The organism is Desulfobacca acetoxidans DSM 11109, assembly GCF_000195295.1.
GTDB classification, from domain to species: Bacteria; Desulfobacterota; Desulfobaccia; order Desulfobaccales; family Desulfobaccaceae; genus Desulfobacca; species Desulfobacca acetoxidans.
This window is the reverse complement of the sequence record NC_015388.1, coordinates 2,108,970-2,125,211: the sequence shown is the minus strand read 5'-3', so window position 1 is coordinate 2,125,211 and position 16,242 is coordinate 2,108,970. Positions and strand designations below refer to the sequence as shown.

At 49.3% G+C, this 16,242-nt stretch carries 16 protein-coding genes and 1 other RNA gene; 13 read left to right on the top strand and 4 right to left on the bottom strand.

Annotated features, from left to right (window positions below; all coding sequences use genetic code 11):
* The first annotated feature begins 62 nt into the window (after window positions 1-62).
* The 13 genes from DESAC_RS09465 (at window position 63) to DESAC_RS09415 (ending at window position 12,686) form a co-directional block, all read left to right on the top strand.
* The gene (locus DESAC_RS09465; protein WP_013706844.1) at window positions 63-1,175 is read left to right on the top strand and encodes a Glu/Leu/Phe/Val family dehydrogenase; all 1,113 of its coding nucleotides are present in this window, start codon (window positions 63-65) and stop codon (window positions 1,173-1,175) included.
* A gap of 73 nt (window positions 1,176-1,248) precedes the next feature.
* Window positions 1,249-1,713: a Fur family transcriptional regulator gene (locus tag DESAC_RS09460; RefSeq protein WP_013706843.1), complete on the top strand. Its 465-nt coding sequence runs from the start codon at window positions 1,249-1,251 to the stop codon at window positions 1,711-1,713.
* Window positions 1,706-2,017, top strand: coding sequence for a FeoA family protein (locus DESAC_RS09455; protein WP_013706842.1), 312 nt, complete (start codon window positions 1,706-1,708; stop codon window positions 2,015-2,017). The genes DESAC_RS09460 and DESAC_RS09455 overlap by 8 nt, the downstream gene beginning before the upstream one ends.
* Window positions 2,018-2,286: 269 nt before the next feature.
* On the top strand, window positions 2,287-2,517 hold the full coding sequence (zapB, locus tag DESAC_RS09450) for a cell division protein ZapB (protein ID WP_013706841.1): 231 nt from the start codon (window positions 2,287-2,289) through the stop codon (window positions 2,515-2,517).
* Between the two features lie 11 nt (window positions 2,518-2,528).
* Entirely contained in the window at window positions 2,529-2,828 is a 300-nt protein-coding gene (locus tag DESAC_RS17005; protein WP_083800259.1) for a cell division protein ZapA, read from the top strand.
* A non-coding RNA gene (gene ssrS / locus DESAC_RS15800) (6S RNA) lies at window positions 2,814-2,997 on the top strand. The genes DESAC_RS17005 and ssrS overlap by 15 nt, the downstream gene beginning before the upstream one ends.
* A gap of 526 nt (window positions 2,998-3,523) precedes the next feature.
* The gene (gene rny, locus DESAC_RS09445) at window positions 3,524-5,089 is read left to right on the top strand and encodes a ribonuclease Y (RefSeq protein WP_041284448.1); all 1,566 of its coding nucleotides are present in this window, start codon (window positions 3,524-3,526) and stop codon (window positions 5,087-5,089) included.
* A 108-nt stretch (window positions 5,090-5,197) separates the two neighbouring features.
* A complete protein-coding gene (locus DESAC_RS09440) occupies window positions 5,198-5,977 on the top strand; it encodes a TIGR00282 family metallophosphoesterase (RefSeq protein ID WP_013706839.1) in 780 nt (259 codons plus the stop codon).
* Window positions 5,978-6,178: 201 nt separating this feature from the next.
* A complete protein-coding gene (rfaQ, locus tag DESAC_RS15295; protein WP_013706838.1) occupies window positions 6,179-7,324 on the top strand; it encodes a putative lipopolysaccharide heptosyltransferase III in 1,146 nt (381 codons plus the stop codon).
* Between the two features lie 135 nt (window positions 7,325-7,459).
* A complete protein-coding gene (locus DESAC_RS09430; protein WP_218915671.1) occupies window positions 7,460-8,170 on the top strand; it encodes a class I SAM-dependent methyltransferase in 711 nt (236 codons plus the stop codon).
* A 110-nt stretch (window positions 8,171-8,280) separates the two neighbouring features.
* On the top strand, window positions 8,281-10,008 hold the full coding sequence (locus DESAC_RS09425) for a carbamoyltransferase family protein (protein WP_013706836.1): 1,728 nt from the start codon (window positions 8,281-8,283) through the stop codon (window positions 10,006-10,008).
* A 243-nt stretch (window positions 10,009-10,251) separates the two neighbouring features.
* A complete protein-coding gene (locus DESAC_RS09420; RefSeq protein ID WP_013706835.1) occupies window positions 10,252-11,367 on the top strand; it encodes a glycosyltransferase family 4 protein in 1,116 nt (371 codons plus the stop codon).
* On the top strand, window positions 11,343-12,686 hold the full coding sequence (locus DESAC_RS09415; protein ID WP_013706834.1) for a surface carbohydrate biosynthesis protein: 1,344 nt from the start codon (window positions 11,343-11,345) through the stop codon (window positions 12,684-12,686). Before DESAC_RS09420 ends, DESAC_RS09415 begins: the two co-directional genes overlap by 25 nt.
* Window positions 12,687-12,717: 31 nt before the next feature.
* On the opposite strand, the gene DESAC_RS09410 is transcribed toward DESAC_RS09415, so the two are convergent.
* From DESAC_RS09410 to hisH, 4 genes are all read right to left on the bottom strand, one after another.
* Entirely contained in the window at window positions 12,718-13,353 is a 636-nt protein-coding gene (locus DESAC_RS09410) for a pseudaminic acid biosynthesis-associated methylase (protein ID WP_013706833.1), read from the bottom strand.
* A gap of 66 nt (window positions 13,354-13,419) precedes the next feature.
* Window positions 13,420-14,721: an N-acetyl sugar amidotransferase gene (locus DESAC_RS09405; protein WP_013706832.1), complete on the bottom strand. Its 1,302-nt coding sequence runs from the start codon at window positions 14,719-14,721 to the stop codon at window positions 13,420-13,422.
* Window positions 14,722-14,786: 65 nt separating this feature from the next.
* The gene (hisF, locus tag DESAC_RS09400) at window positions 14,787-15,545 is read right to left on the bottom strand and encodes an imidazole glycerol phosphate synthase subunit HisF (RefSeq protein WP_041283905.1); all 759 of its coding nucleotides are present in this window, start codon (window positions 15,543-15,545) and stop codon (window positions 14,787-14,789) included.
* Window positions 15,475-16,179, bottom strand: a complete 705-nt coding sequence (hisH, locus tag DESAC_RS09395) for an imidazole glycerol phosphate synthase subunit HisH (protein ID WP_013706830.1) — start codon at window positions 16,177-16,179, stop codon at window positions 15,475-15,477. The genes hisF and hisH overlap by 71 nt, the downstream gene beginning before the upstream one ends.
* Window positions 16,180-16,242 lie beyond the last annotated feature (63 nt).

Here is a 16,242-nt window from a genome sequence, read left to right as displayed (position 1 = left end):
TGGTTTAGCGTCTGACCTATGCCGATCAGGTTTATTGCACGGTATCTGCTTTAGGAACAATTATGGAGACCATCTATTGCAATACCTTTGCCGATGAGTGGGGACCGGCTAAAATCGTTCACCTTTTTGAACCTTCTCTCCCACTTAAGGCCATTGTGGTAATCGACAACATTGCCCTGGGACCAGCCATTGGTGGGGTCCGGATAGCGCCAGACCTGAGCACCGAAGAAGTCTTCCGCCTGGCCCGAACCATGACCTGGAAGAACGCCGCCGCCGGACTGCCCCATGGGGGCGGTAAAGCCGGGATCGTTATGGCTTCAACAGTGGCCGGGTCGGAAAAAGAGAGGGCTATCCGGGGATTTGCCCGAGCCATTGCTGATCTGAAAGAATATATTCCCGGCCCGGACATGGGTACCGATGAAACCTGTATGGCATATATCTATGATGAAATCCAGCGCAGTGTGGGACGCCCTAAAATTACCGGTGGTATTCCCCTGGACGAATTAGGCGTCACCGGTTTCGGTCTTGCGGTGGCGGCGGAACAGATTGCGGATCATCTGGGCATCAGTCTGCGGGGACTGCGAGTGGCGGTGCAAGGTTTCGGCAGCGTTGGCCGGGCGGTGGCAAGGTTTCTGGAGCAGCGAGGGTGCCTGCTGGTGGCCGCCAGTGATTCGACCGGCGCAATTTATAATCCGAAAGGAATCGACCCAGCCCGATTGATTGCCGTGAAAAAAGACCGCGGTAGAGTTTTGAACTACCCCGATGCTGATGCCATACCCCTGGAAACACTTTTCACCCTGCCCTGCGATATTCTGGTCCCAGCCGCTCGGCCCGATGCCATCACGATGGCAAATGCCTCCTGTGTCCAGGCCAGGATCGTTCTGCAGGGGGCCAATATTCCGGTAACCCCGGAAGCCGAAAGCTATTTCCAAAAATGCGGCATCTCTACCCTGCCGGATTTCATCGTCAATGCCGGAGGAGTAATTTGCACCGCCGTAGAGTACCGCCGTGGTTCCGCAGCCGAAGCATTTCAGACGATAACGGAAAAGATTAAGGAAAATTGCCGGACCGTGCTGCATTCGGTACAGAGAGATAACCTATCTCCCCGAGAAGCCGCCTATCGCCTGGCCCAGGACCGGGTGCGCCAGGCCAGTCGCTACCAGAGACATTTCTAAGACAACTCGCCTTGACAATGTCAGAGTTTGGGTTATATTATTGTTATTGTATCTCAATATCTTTAATGCGGAAATGAAACCTGAACTCAAAATATTTCAGGAATTTATCCGGTCTCGAGGCCTCAGGCAGACACCGGAGCGGCAGTGCATCGTTGCCGAAATCTTCCGGAAAAAGGAACATTTTAACGTCGATGAGTTATTTATGCGTCTGCGGACACAGGGCAAAAAAATCTCCAAGGCCTCTATCTATCGCACCCTGCCATTGCTAAAAGATTGCGGACTCATTCGTGAGGTGAATTTCTCAGATGGTCATTGGCACTATGAACAGACTTACGGCCAACCGCACCATTGCCACTTACGCTGTCTTTGCTGTGGAGCAATAGTGGAATTTGAAGAACCGCTTATGAATGTGGTGGAAAGAAAGTTGTCTTATACCTACGGCTACAAGATCAGTAAACATGTTTTAGAGGTTCAAGGTCTATGCCCGCGCTGCCAAGAAGCTGCTGCTAACCGGGGTCTGGAGGCCAAACATGCCTGATACCCCAACCCCCCAGGTGGTGCAGCCGCTTACTCTTTTTTCTGCCGGGCAGGCCGCCATGATCACGGGTTTTACCGGTGGCCGGAGAATGCAGGAGCGGGTCGTGGCTCTGGGCCTTTATCCCGGACAGCGAATCACTATCTGTCAAAATAATGGCAATTCACTGGTAATCGGCCTCAACGGCTGCCGTTTGATATTAGGCGGCTGTGTCAGCCAGAAGATTCTGGCCCTGCCAGCCGGCGACGGGCGCTGCAATAAAAAGATATGTCCCTGTTGGGAAAAGGCAATCAAGGACGCCGGTTAGTTTGACTATCGTCAGGTGGTAAGTAACGGGAGAAGACAAACACAGGGTTTGTTTTTATAAGAAATATTTTCTTGGCTTGTCGGTGGTTAAAAAGTGACCTGAGTATGTTTTCCAAGTCATGCCATCCGACTCGAATACTGTTGGCTGAAGTCTGCCCACCGAATGCCTCTCTGGCTCCCCACTCCCCAATCGACCATTTCTGGGAAATTCCTTGACTTTTTCTCTGCAAAGAATAAAATCAAAGCACCAAGGAAAAGAGAGGAATCCTAGTGGCTTTAAAGCTATTCGAGGTTTTGGAAGGTAAATTAGAGCAGATACTGGCACAGTATCAGGCCTTGCAGACTGAAAATGCCACCTTGATGAAGATGTTGGATGAACAAGAGAAGGCCTTGGGAGAAACCCGGGAAGCCCTCAATAAAATGAGCAAAGAACGGGATGTAGTACGGCAGCGTATTGACCAATTGTTAAATAAATTAGAAGTGTTGGGCAAAGAGAAATAGGAGAGTAATCTATTTCTACGCCAATCACCAAACGATTTGAAATACTCGGACGACCGCTAACCTTGAAGAGCGATACGACTCAATCCCGATTGGAGAGCGTCGTTCAACTGGTTGATGAGAAAATACGGGAGATTCGAAGGGCGCTACCAAAGGCATCAAATGAAGAAATTGTTATAATGACTGCGCTCAATTTAGCCTTTGATTATTTAGAGATCAAGGAGGATAACCAAAAACTCCACTTGGAGATTGAATCCAAGTCAAAGCATCTTATTCATCTGATAGAGACCAAAAGTTCACTTCCCCTGCGGTGATCGTGATTGGCAGAACCATTATTGATCCAACAATTTTGAACCGGGACACCAGTCAGACTCCCGTGTGCAGATCCCTACCGGGATAGCCTAAAGGAGAATCATGGTAGACCCACATGACTAGCGTCGGTTCAAGAACGTACTGTCGACACGGCACTTTCGCGGGGGAGTGAACGTTTTAAGATATACCGCCAACCGCTTGGTAGATAATAAGGGAAACCCGAAGGGTCTGATAAAGTACTATTGTAGAGAGAGCTTAACCCTGCCCTAAAAAACCTGGGGTTATTTATATAAATTGGCATATTCTGGTGATCACAACGAAATATGAAAACAGAACCGTGGCTGCTGCTCACAATAATGCTTTTTCTGCTCACCGCTCACTGCTCACTGTTTTCATACAAAATGGTTCTGCCATTGTACCATTGCCGCTTCTAAGAGTGGATAATGCCTTGTGTTCTTACAGGAGGTTGCCTGAGCAGCAGAACATTATTCATCAACAGTGTCCGTTTTAGGTTAACAGAGTAACCGTATTCGATCTTTCCCATCTTCGGCCCCCTTATTCAATCCATTGTGGCTGGTCGCCGCTTCTCTCTTTTTCATTAAGAATTAAAATTATCGTTTGATAAATATTTCACATTCTATCGTGCTGCTGCGCTACGGCAGGCGAAGATATATACAAGGGGAATTGTCCTATGGGATTGCCGGTGGAATCTATTTCTTTCCTGGCAGTGGGATTGAGCGGCGGTTTAGGGGTTCTCGCCGGATTTTACCTGAGGCGCATGATCATCGAATCAAGGATCGATTCGGTGGAAAATTTAGCCAAAAAGATCCTAGACGAAGCCAGGAAAGAGGCTGAAACCATAAAGAAGGAAGAGGCCTTGCGAGCCAAGGACCAGCTCTTCCAGATGAAAGTTGAGTTTGACAAGGAAAGCAAGGAGCGCCGTTCGGAATTAAACATTTTGGAAAAGCGACTGCTACAGAAAGAGGAACATTTAGAAAAGAAAATCAGCATCCTGGATAGTAAGGAGTCCGAGATCAACAATCGCCAGAAACTCATTGATGCTACGGAAAAAACACTTAAAGAAAAAGAAATCCAATATCAAAACCTCATCCAGGAACAGAGGCATAATTTGGAGCGGTTGGCCGGAATGAGTTCTGAAGAGGGCCGCAATCTGTTGCTAAAAACTTTGGAGCGGGAGGTGCGAACCGATGCTGCTCGGCTGGTGAAACGGATTGAAACCGATGCTCGAGAAGTGGCAGACAAGAAAGCCAAAGAGATCATCGGTCTGGCCATAAAACGGTATGCCAGCGAATATGTGGCGGAGCAGACCGTATCGGTAGTCAATCTTCCCAACGAAGAGATGAAGGGACGGATCATCGGCCGTGAGGGACGGAATATCCGAGCTTTGGAGGCAGCCACCGGCGTGGACGTTATTATCGATGATACCCCCGAGGCGGTCATTCTTTCGGCTTTCAACCCTATCCGGCGCGAGATTGCCCGCCGCTCCCTGGAGCATCTGATTACCGATGGCCGCATCCACCCGGCCCGTATTGAAGAAGTGGTAGAGAAGATCGGCCAGGAAGTCGAGGCCAACATCAGGGAAGCCGGCGAAGAAGCCGCTTTCGACGCCGGAGTGCATGGATTGCACCCGGAGCTGATCAAGCTATTGGGCAAACTCCGCTATCGCACCAGCTTTGCCCAGAATGTATTGCAGCATTCCATTGAGGTGAGCTATCTCTGCGGCATTATGGCGGCGGAACTTGGTTTGAACGCCAAACATGCCAAACGGGCCGGACTGCTGCATGACATCGGCAAGGCGGTTGACCATGAAGTTGAGGGCCCTCACGCCATGATCGGCGCAGAGCTGGCAAAACGCTTTGGGGAATCGGTCAAGGTTATTCATGCCATCCAAGCGCATCATGAGGATGTGCCTCCCGAATCCGTGCTGGCAGTTCTGGTGCAGGCGGCAGATACCCTATCCGGCGCCCGTCCCGGAGCACGCCGGGAGATGCTGGAAACCTACGTCCGGCGTTTGGAAGAACTAGAGCGGATCGCCCGTAATTTTAACGGGGTCAATAAAACCTATGCCATCCAGGCCGGCCGGGAGATCCGCCTCATCGTTGACAGCGACAAGGTCAGTGATGAAGAGGCCTTTCTGTTGTGTCGGGAGGCGGCCAAAAAGATCGAAACAGAATTGACCTATCCGGGACAGGTTAAAGTTACCGTCATCCGGGAGACCCGGGCAGTGGAATACGCCCGCTAGCTGAACTGCAGGGAAGAGAGATGCGGGAAAAGGGAAGAGGGAAATAATTGATTCTTCTGTCACCCTGAGCCGCAGGTCAGGAGTCCTTGTGTCAAAAAAGGTTTTTGGATGAAAATTTTTTTTATTGGAGACATCATGGGATCGCCCGGCCGCAAGGCGGTTGCGGGACTGCTCCATAAGGTAGTAGATAAACATCAGATCGATCTGGTCATTGCCAACGTCGAAAACGCCTCCGGTGGCATCGGCGTCACCCCGGAAGTAGCGGAACAGCTTTTCCAGATGGGTATTGACATTATGACCTCCGGCAACCATATCTGGAAGCACAAAGAGATAATGCCCTATCTGGATGCCAATGACCGCATCTTGCGGCCGGCCAACTATCCTGAGGGTGCCCCGGGCCAGGGCCTTACGGTCATTGAGACCGCAGTCGGAGAATCGGTCGCGGTTTTAAATCTTGAGGGTCGGATTTTTATGAATCCGCTGGATTGCCCCTTCCGGACTGCCGATCGAGAATTAGCTTCCCTTCCTTCCACGATAAAAATCATCCTGGTGGACATGCATGCCGAAGCCACCAGCGAAAAACTGGCGCTCGCATGGTATCTGGACGGCCGAGCCAGTGCCGTCATCGGCACTCATACGCACGTCCAAACCGCAGATGAGCGTATTTTACCCGGTGGTTTAGGCTACCTTACCGATGCCGGCATGACCGGTCCTGCCGATGGCGTCATCGGTATGGACCGACAGGTGATCATTCACCGCTTTCTCACTCACCTGCCGCAGAGATTCAAGGTTGCCAGCCACAACCTGCAACTACAGGGGGTAGTCCTCGATATTGCCGCCACCGGGCAATGCCAGGAGTTGAGACGCATTCAGATGGCGCTGAAGTAAAAATTAAACGCGGCAATAATACCTTTCTGTTATGGGAGGTTCTGACAACATATCTTATGTTTGTCATCCTGAACGAACTGAAGGCTCTTAACCCCATGGAAATATTAGGTTCTTCGCGACGCTCAAAATGACAAGGGAGGGTAAGATGAGTTTTGCCCGAACCTCATGGGATTATAAGATTAAGACATACGCTTATTGTCCATGAACTTCCGAGATCTAAACAAGATCCTGGTCATCAAACTGCGTCAGCTCGGCGACGTCCTGCTCACTGTGCCGGTCTTCCGGGCTCTCCGGGAACATTTTCCGCATGCCCATATCGCCGCCCTGGTCAACTCGGGTACTGAGGGGATGTTGGCCGGAAATCCGCTGTTAGATGAGATTATTGTTTTAAACAGGAAAAACAGGGGAGTGGGAAAACTACAGAAGTGGCGTAACGAATTGACTTTCCTCCGGGATATCCGCCGGTCTCGTTTTGATCTGACCGTTGACCTCTCGAGCGGTGACCGGGCTGCTATTATGTCATTCCTGTCAGGGGCGAGATACCGTATCGGTACTGACCTATGCCGGGTGGGATTCTGGGGCAAACCTCACCTTTACACCCACCTGGCGACGAACGACGGCAGCCGACACATAGTTTTGCAGAACCTGAACGTGGTGGGACAGTTCAGCATCACGACTGATAATGCCAGGGTCGACTTTTTCATTCCTCCTGCGGCTCTAGGCTTTGTAAACGATCTATTTTGCCAACGCTGTTTCCGCGACAGTGATATCATCATCCATGTTCACCCCACTTCGGCCTGGCTCTTTAAGTGCTGGCGGGATGAAGCCATGGCAGAGCTGATCCATTGGCTGCTGGATCAGGGAATAAAGGTGATCCTGACCTCGGCCCCTAATGTAAAGGAGCTGTCCAAGGCTAAGGCCATCGTCTCCGCCATCCCCTCATCAGCAGCACTTGACGCCAATCTGATCAATCTTTGCGGACAGACCGACGTAGATCAGTTGGCGGCAATTTCGGGGGCGGCCCGGTTATTTTTCGGCGTGGACTCCATGCCTATGCACCTGGCCGCGGCCGTCGGCACCCCGGTACTGGCCCTGTTCGGCCCCAGCATCCTCCATCGCTGGGCTCCCTGGTCCGAGGCCATGCTCCAGATCACCAGTGATTCCGATTACCAGAGGGTTTACCGAAACGGCGCTTATCATTTAGGAATACACACCGTCATTCAAAGGGACTGGGAGTGTGTCCCCTGTCGCCGGGACGGCTGTGACGGCAGCAAACGCAGCCGCTGTCTGGAAGATATCACCGTGGAGGAAGTTAAGAAGATGATTCTGAAAACAATTCCCTCCTAGAGAGAATAATGTTATTAATAGCGTACCTTCTTAATTTAAAAAGCGATATTGATGCTGAGGTTAAATATGCCATGTGAGAAATGGGCTCAGATGCATAACCCCGGAAGAATCAAATCGACCTTTACCGATGGTTTCTTGCAGCAGCTAGTCTTTCTGCGTTCTCCACCCGAAATATTTGACGTTCCCCATCGTCAACAACGATCTGAAATCTCAAGACCGGATAAGCTGACTCAACGGATTGAATTCCTATTGGAGAAGGTGCCTCAGAATGCCAAGGTGCTCGATCTGGGGGCCGGATATGGTGAAATTGCTTTTTCCCTCGAGGCCTATAGAAACGCCCAGGTGCTTTGTGTCGAACGTGAGCCCGAGTTCCTGTCCTCCCTGCGCCAGAAGGGATTATGGGTATTAGACGCTGACCTTAATTACATCAGCAGCCCAGCGTTACGCTGGGTCTTTTCGCAGCCCTGGGATATCGTCATTGCCGTCGACACCATATCATATTGGATGTATCCGGCGCTGATTTTATCTGCGCTGTCAGACCGCGTAGGCAAGATTATTCTTACCGTTTCCAACAGCGCCCATTTTAATAGAAGAATTAAAGGGTTATTGGGTAAAATGCAGGATTGGCCAAATTGTCGGCCATCAAAAGACAATTATCTGCAATTTGATCTGTCGTGGAGGACGAACAATTGGACCCTGAAAGGTTTTAGACAATGGACCGCAGCACTCGGATATGACTGTCAGCTCATAGCCCGCCGGGCAAAAAAAGCGCGCTGGCTATCGCCGACCTTTAGCCCTTCCCTGTTGACGCGGAGCTTTGTATTTGAACTTACTCCTATAACTTAGATATTAAGCCGATATTGAACCATCTTGCACATCTTCCGAAAATGGCCTCTGTCTGGCTACTGCTTACTGCGGCCTGGTAGGATCATTCCTAGGCAAGGGAAATTGTTCTCATGCATATATTAGCACTGCATCTCGGTCATGACAGCCAGATTGCCCTCTACGACGATTTCGAGCGGCTGTATATTGCCAAGGAGGAACGGTTCAACCGCATTAAATGCTATAACAGCAAGGGGGAGTTACCCAGGCTTTCTTTCAACCAGCTAGGCCATCGTTTTGATTTGGGCAAGGTTGAAGCGGTAGTTATGACCCGGACGTTTCTGCCGCGGCGTTATTACCGTTATTTTCCTCTGCGTAAGAGGATCTCGGAAGGCCTCAAGTCAATTATCGGGAGACAGCGCACGCACTATGACCTTATCAGCCGGATGCGTAAGTATCAAAAACCCGAATCGGAACTGCTCAATCTGCCTCTGATGCGAGAAGAATTTGGCATCCCCCTTGATAGCAGATTTTTTTTCAGCAATCACCACTACTGCCACGCCCTGCCGGCCCTCTTTTTTAAACCCCATTGGGATAACGCCCTCATCTACACGGCAGATGGCGGCGGCGACTATGACCACTACGGCCTCTATCACTTTTATAACTCCTGTTGGCGCACCCTCTTCGGCGGAGATGCACATATTTTTGACCGGAGCCACAGCGAAGGCCGCCATTCCTTGGGCCAGATGTATTCTATTATCACCGAGATTGCCGGGTTCAAGCGGATGCGCCATGAAGGCAAGATCACCGGACTGGCGGCCTATGGCAAGCCGACCGTCTACGAAGCCTTGCGCTCTCAATATTATATCCGCCCTGATGGCGTTGTGCGGTCACATTTCGCTGACTACAACTCGCTTGAGCATTTCCTCCGGGAGCTTTCAAAAAAGTGCCCCATCGAAAACCTGGCCGCCTCCGGACAGAGAGTATTGGAGGACGTCCTGGCAGAATCGGTTCAGACTTCGCAAAAGTTGCACCCCTTCTGCAATCTGGGTCTGAGCGGCGGAGTGTTCTCAAATGTGAGACTGAATCAAGTCCTGTCTGAACTGCCGGGAATCGAGGACGTCTTTATCGTTCCGCCGATGACTGACGAAGGACTTGTCATCGGGGCGGTGATGGACGTGGTCATTCAAGAGCACGGCTTTGACTATTTCCTCAATCACCGACGAGAATTGGGACATCTGTATTGGGGAGATGAATTTCCACCGGAGGAATCCTGGTTGGATGAAAGATTCGAGGTTGTTGCCAGAGATGAGATTGTTCCGGCGGCAGTGAAATTACTGCAGGACGAAAAGGTCTGCGCCCTGTTTACCCGGGGTATGGAGTATGGCCCGCGAGCCCTGGGCGCCCGCAGCATCCTCATCAGCCCGGTTGACCGCAATATCAATGACACCATCAACAAGAGGCTGTCGCGTACCGAATTTATGCCTTTTGCCCCGGTTGTTCGGTTAGAGCGCGCCGCTGAGGTCTTTGAGGTCACCGGCGCCAACCTGGCGGCTATGCAATACATGACTATCACCTGCCGGGTCCGCTCCGAATGGGCCGATAAGATTCCTGCCGTGATCCACATAGACGGTACAGCGCGGCCGCAAACCATCAGGCGTGAGGACAATCCACTTTACTATGATATCTTATGGGAATATGAAAAAGCCACCGGGTTGCCCTGCCTGGTGAATACCAGTTTCAACGCCCACGAGGAACCGATCATCAGGACACCTCAAGAGGCCCTCACCGCACTGCAGCAGAATCGGGTGGATTACGTTATCTTTGACCGCTTTATCGTCGGAACCCGAAATCAAGTCTGAACGATGTAGAGGAACTCAATGATTAAAAATAAGATCCTCTGGTTTTTGTGATACTTCAACTATCTGAGGGAATAGATCAAGGAATGATGGGCAGTGCCCACCCGACAGCCCTACATCACCGAAAGGCCCATCCATAGGGGAGAATCTTGTATTCGCCCGAAACAACTGAAGAGTTACCGGTTTTTTAAAGATCAGCGGCATGCAACAGGTAGATTTTTGCCGGATTTTCGTAAAGCAGGTAATATGAAGGTCCTGTGTGTCCAGAAAAGGGCTGGCAAGGCGGGGGCGCAGGTCTGTCTGGCAAAAACTGTCAGGACCTTGCGGAAGTTAAGCATCGACGTCAAGGTGCTCATGGGTGAGAGGGGCTGGCTAACCGATAGATTAACCGAGATGGATGCCTTGGCCGGGATCTCCCCATTTCCCTCATTCCGTTCTCCTCTCTCAAAATGGGTCAAGATCGGTCGGTTGGCGGATTATGTGAAGGAAGTCTGGCAACATCAGGGTCCTTTCCAGTTAATCCATGCCAATGATATCTGGGAGGCCCTGCTGGCCGAATGGCTGGCCAAAAGATGGCAGGTCCCTTGGCTCATGCATCTTCGCACCCTCCCCACGCAACCGTTGTACTTGAAGTATCACGGAGACCGCGCTCAGGCCGTTATTGCCGTATCCCCTCTGATCCATGAAACTGTGCGGCAGTGGCCTCATAAACGCCTGGCATATATTCCCGAGGGATTAGATGAAGAAGATTGGCTGCCGGTAAAAAATGAGGAATGCCCCTTTCCCCAGCAGATAGGGGTCATCGGACATGACGGCGAGCTCAAAGGTTGGCGGGATCTGGCTGCGGCGATGCAAAGAGTCCAGAAAAGTGGTGGACAACTTCCGATCCGGATCACATTTTTTGGCAAGGCCGAAATATCTTCACAACTCGTACTGCGGCACATGCTGCCTGTGGAGCTAGATGTTGTTTTTCAGGGGCATGTGGAAAATAATTTAAACAGTCTGCTCCGCCAACAAGACTTGATCGTATTACCTTCCCGGCAGGAAAGTTTTGGGATGGCCGTCATCGAAACTATTGCGGCCGGTATACCGCTGTTGGCCAGCCGCACCGGCATCGTTCCCGAAATCATGGGGGAAAGCTCCCCCTGGACGTTTATACCTGGGGATTCGGACAGTCTGGTCCGAACTTGGATACACCTGTCTGCCGTCTGGCCGCAAAGATTGGCCTATCTTGAGACCTGGCGTAAAAAAGTAAGCAATAAATTCATGATATCCAACAATACTATGACGCTCATCAAACTTTATGAAACTTCAGCCTCTCAAGAGGATATTACTTCATGGCAAAAACAGTCGTTATTTTAGTTGACAATAAAAAAAGAGATCTTCCCGGGGCGGCCCTTGTGGCGCATCATTTGGAAACGAGATTTCACCTCAAGTGCGTTCTGCAACCACTGGAGTCCTGGCGTTCCTGCCTGGCTGCTTTTAAACCGAACTATATCCTGTTCAACCACCTGACGGCAAGCCACTTAGCCTATTTTTCCATTAGATTAAGAGACATGGGCATTTTAGTAGGAGTGCTTCCCAACGAAGGTATCAACTATAATCAGGATGACTTGGAATTTAACGCCGGCCGATACCACAGTTATGCCCATATCGACCAATTCTTCTGTTGGAATGAGTTTCATAAAAAAGCCTTAATGACAATCATGAACCTTAATGAAGAAAATATTTTTATAGTAGGGGTACCCAGATTTGATTATTACTTTGAGCCTTGGATAAACATATTCTTCAATCCCCAAAGAGTTGTCTCTCATAAGCCTCATCTGCTAGTCTGCACTAATTTTGTTTTTGCGCAATATAAGGATTTACCGAAAATTGACGCCGACCGGCATTTTAGCCCCTGGAAAGACAGATTACCTTCCTACAGTAATTATTGGGAATTTATTGAAGTAAATGCCAGATCCAGAGCCAGATTTTTTGATTTCTTGAACACTCTGATAACGCGAACCGACTACAGCTTAGATCTCAAGCCACACCCGTCAGAAGATCATGAACCTTACAAAAAGTGGTTTAAAGGACTGTCTCCTGCTCACAAGGAAAGGATATCCCTACGCCTTCGGGAAACGATATTCGAACTGCTGCCAGCATGCCACCTGGAAATCTCTTGTGAACGATGCACTACGGCTTTGGAATCCTGGATTTTAGGCAAACCCACCATTGAGCTAGTTTTTGACCGACACCCGCTTTTTTTTGATGAAGCAACCTCAAGATGTAACCGCCTCTGCGATGATCCGGAGAAATTGCCGGATCTGGTTGGTGAAATACTCGCCCATCCACGCCAGGAGGACCTCCGGGAAAACCGTCAATTACATCTGGCCACATGGTGCACCTCGCCGGCAGGTGATTCATCCTTGAAGGTAGCCCGATGTATTGCCGAGGCCTTGGAAAAACAGCCGGACCCTGGGTTTAACCTCAACCTCGAAGATCGGCGGAGGGCCTTGAAACTAAAGGTGAAAAATTTCCTCGGACTGGCTTATGGCAGTAATCCCTGGAAAGTACTGTGGAGTCTGATGCCTTGGGTAAAACCCTACTTCCTGGAATCCAAGTATATCACTCCGAGCGATGTCATACGGTGGCAAGATAAGATAAGGCAGGCGGAATCGGGGATACCTCGAATTTAAGATGCCAAGCCGGCATAATATGGTGATATCTTCAACAACCGGGCTTTTTCTGAAACAGCCACCAGTTTAAATTATCAAAAATGGGAAATTCGCGCTGCCAGAGAAAGCCGTAGTCCAGCCATTTCAAATTAGGGAACCGGTCAAGATAGAAGGCTCCGAAATCCCTCTTAAAAAGCAAACCCTGATGGCCTCTATAGGTGACTTCGACCGGAGAATGGGAAAAATATTCGATGCAGAGGATATATCTTCGGGCTACCCGAAATATCTCGTCCACTGCTCGTTCCAAGTCATCCGGTCCGATATGGATCAAAACTCCGGAGGTGAAAACCAGGTCAATACTTGCGTCAGGCAGAGGCATATCGAAGACGCTGCAATTGTAGGCCTCACTAATCTGCATATAGGTCTGGGTGGTTAATCTTTCAAAGGCCTTTCGATTCGGTTCTACGGCGCCGAGTTTTATCCTACCCTTGAACAGTTCGTTCATAAACCATAGATTCATTCCGATGTTACTGCCGACTTCAAGAACTGATCCGAACTCTAAGTCTTTCAGGATACGGCGAAAAACTCTTTTTCCGATATCAAGTTTCCAATCCGCAAATTCGTTGCGTTCCGCATATTGTTCGCCGAAATCACCCTGCCACATCTTTAGTTGCGGTGTTTCCGGCATTTTCTCTCCTCCGGACAAATTACCTGGCGGCATAGGCTGCAACCCTTCTACTTTGAACGCCATAATTCATAAAACGATAAAATCCAAGGTATCCATCCGATTGGCGCGAACTGCGACTTCATTGCTTTCCCGGTTTTCCTCCAGGCCATCGTGATAATACAACCCTTTATTATGTTCGCTGAAAGTTTTATCTCCTACCTGTTGCACCCTAACATGATCTATACCCTCATCATGGGCATGGTTAACAACCGAATCATTGACCACCCACTTTCCCTGATCATTCTTTTCCCAAATATCCGGGTCTCGCATCGGTTCGATCCAATCGTAGAATTCCGCCTCAGTTATCTCCAAAAACTTTAGATAGGTATCTAAGGTGCGGGGTCTGACATGGTCATATTGTTTGACCATTTCAATTCCTTCTTCTCTGGACATCCGGCCATGGCGAATTTCCATGCTGGCGTCATCCGTGGCGCGGCCATAGCCGAATTTTAAGTACTTCAGGTAATCGTGAACATCATTGGCGTGGTCATCTGTTTTGGTATAGAGGGAAAAGGTCCTGTCTCTTTTTCCTGAAAATGTTTTAAAATTATAGTTGCTGATCACAAAATCGGCCTGTTCTTTGGCATTCCAGTACAGAAAATTGCTTAAATAAATTCCTCTGACGCCCAGCTCTTCGATTTCTTCATAGGTTGGGTAAACATAGGGGGCAAGATCATTCCAGGTAATCCCGCTTTCGTCGTTAATAAGATCGTCCGGCTCGAAACCTCGCATATCATGCTCTTGCCTAGTCCACTTGGTAAATTCGACCATATCTTCCAGAGTAAACATTCCCGTCAATTCGGCGAACCCATGTTCTCCCCAAACGATTAAAGGGATTTTATATTTTACGGCAACTTGAAAGGGGAAGGTCCGGATGCCGGCATGATAATGCCATGTCAGGTCACCTACTTTTTTCAGCATGTAGCGCGATATTTTACGTACCGAAGTCGGATTGGCAGTGAAACGGATGAGATCACAACCGAACTGAGTGACAAGATTATTGAGGTTTCTAATTCCCAGAGGGGTATTAAAAGCGTGATTATAGGTCACTAACAAGGGGTTCATGCCATATACCACTTTCATCAGGTAGGTTTGATAGTGACTATCTTTACCGCCGCTCACCGGGATTATGCAGTCGTAGGGATTTCCCTTTTCTTTGAATTTCTTCTTATAGGTCTCAAGAAATTCCCGAAGCAATTTCTCACGTTCCCGCCAATCGATATTCTGGCGGGACTCATGATATCGGCAGCCACTACAAACCCCCTCTTCGTCAAAGATAATGGCGGGCTTGGCATTTGCGGGATAAAGACAACGTTTGCAATATTCCATCAATCAGCTTCCTTTAGAGGTATTTTAGATGAACCGCGGCACCTGGTCTTTGGTTTCGAATTTCTCTATCGTACATCAATGCCTGCTTGCCTTAAATAATCTTTGGCCTTTTTCGTACTATGTTCGGTATAATGGAAGATATTAGCTGCGGCAACGGCCTCGGCCCCTCCTAAAGTTATCCCATCTACCAGGTGCTGCCAAGAAAAAACACCGCCCATGGCAATGACGGGAATATCGACCGCTGCAGTAACCTGCTGCAGCAGGCCTAACTCGTATCCCTGCCGAAACCCGTCTCTCTCGATACAATTCAAGAATATCTCCCCTGCCCCCAGTTTTTGAACCTCCCGAGCCCAACCAACCGGGTCCAACCCGGTTGCCTCTTGACCCCGATCGATATAAACCTCACAGGTACCGTCTTCTTTCATGCGTGCATCAATTGAGACAACGATACATTGGCTGCCAAAAACCTGCGCACATTCGGCAATCAAAGTCGGGCGGCGGACGGCTTCGGTATTGATTACGACCTTATCGCCCCCTAAACGCAACAACTTGCGAATTTCATTTACCGAATCAATCCAACCTCCAACCGTCAGAGGAACAAAACACTTTTGAGATAGCTCTTCCACCACCTGGTAAAATTTATTCCGCTGCTTCTTATTCCGGCTGACATCTAAAACGATTATTTCATCCACCGCCCAACGATCAAAGAAATCTACGGCCGTCAGCGGCTTCCAATGAATCACGTTAGTATGTTTAAACCTTACACTTTGAACCACCATCCCATCTCGCAAAATCAGGACTGGTATGAGGCGTTTTTTGAGCATCCCTGTGTTCTCCGTAGACAATTTTGGCGAAATTGCTCAGCAATGTCATTCCGGTTCGCTGGCTTTTTTCCGGGTGGAATTGCACACCGAAAATATTTTCTTTCTGGACACTCGCCGTAATAGTAGTTCCATGCCAACATGTAGAGGTAATATAATGGCAGTTATTCTCCTGTAATACCATATGATAACTATGGACAAAGTAAAAAACCGGTTCGGCCTCAAGATTCAAAAATAACGGACTGCCATCTTGAAAGCTGATATTATTCCAACCGATATGTGGAATACGATAGGCCGCATCCATAGGCACAATCTTCCGGACCACTCCGGGTATCCAACCCAGGCCGCGATGCGAACCGTGCTCCAGACTCTCTTCGGCTAAAAATTGCATTCCCAGACAGATACCCAGATATGGTTTTTTATGAACTAGTACCTGTTGGTTGAGAACTTCGATTAACCCAAGCCGCTCAAGATTGGCCATCCCATCCCCGAAGGCCCCTACCCCAGGAAGAACAATCGCCGCAGATTTCTCTAAATCCTGATGACTTGTGGTAATATGAGATGCATAACCCAGGGACTCAAAAGCCTTAGCCACTGAACGTAGATTACCCGCCCCATAGTCAATAATTGCGATCATCCCCGGTTCTCCCGCATCGTTCGATTCTATTGTACGGTTATCTACCTATTATTACAACAGATA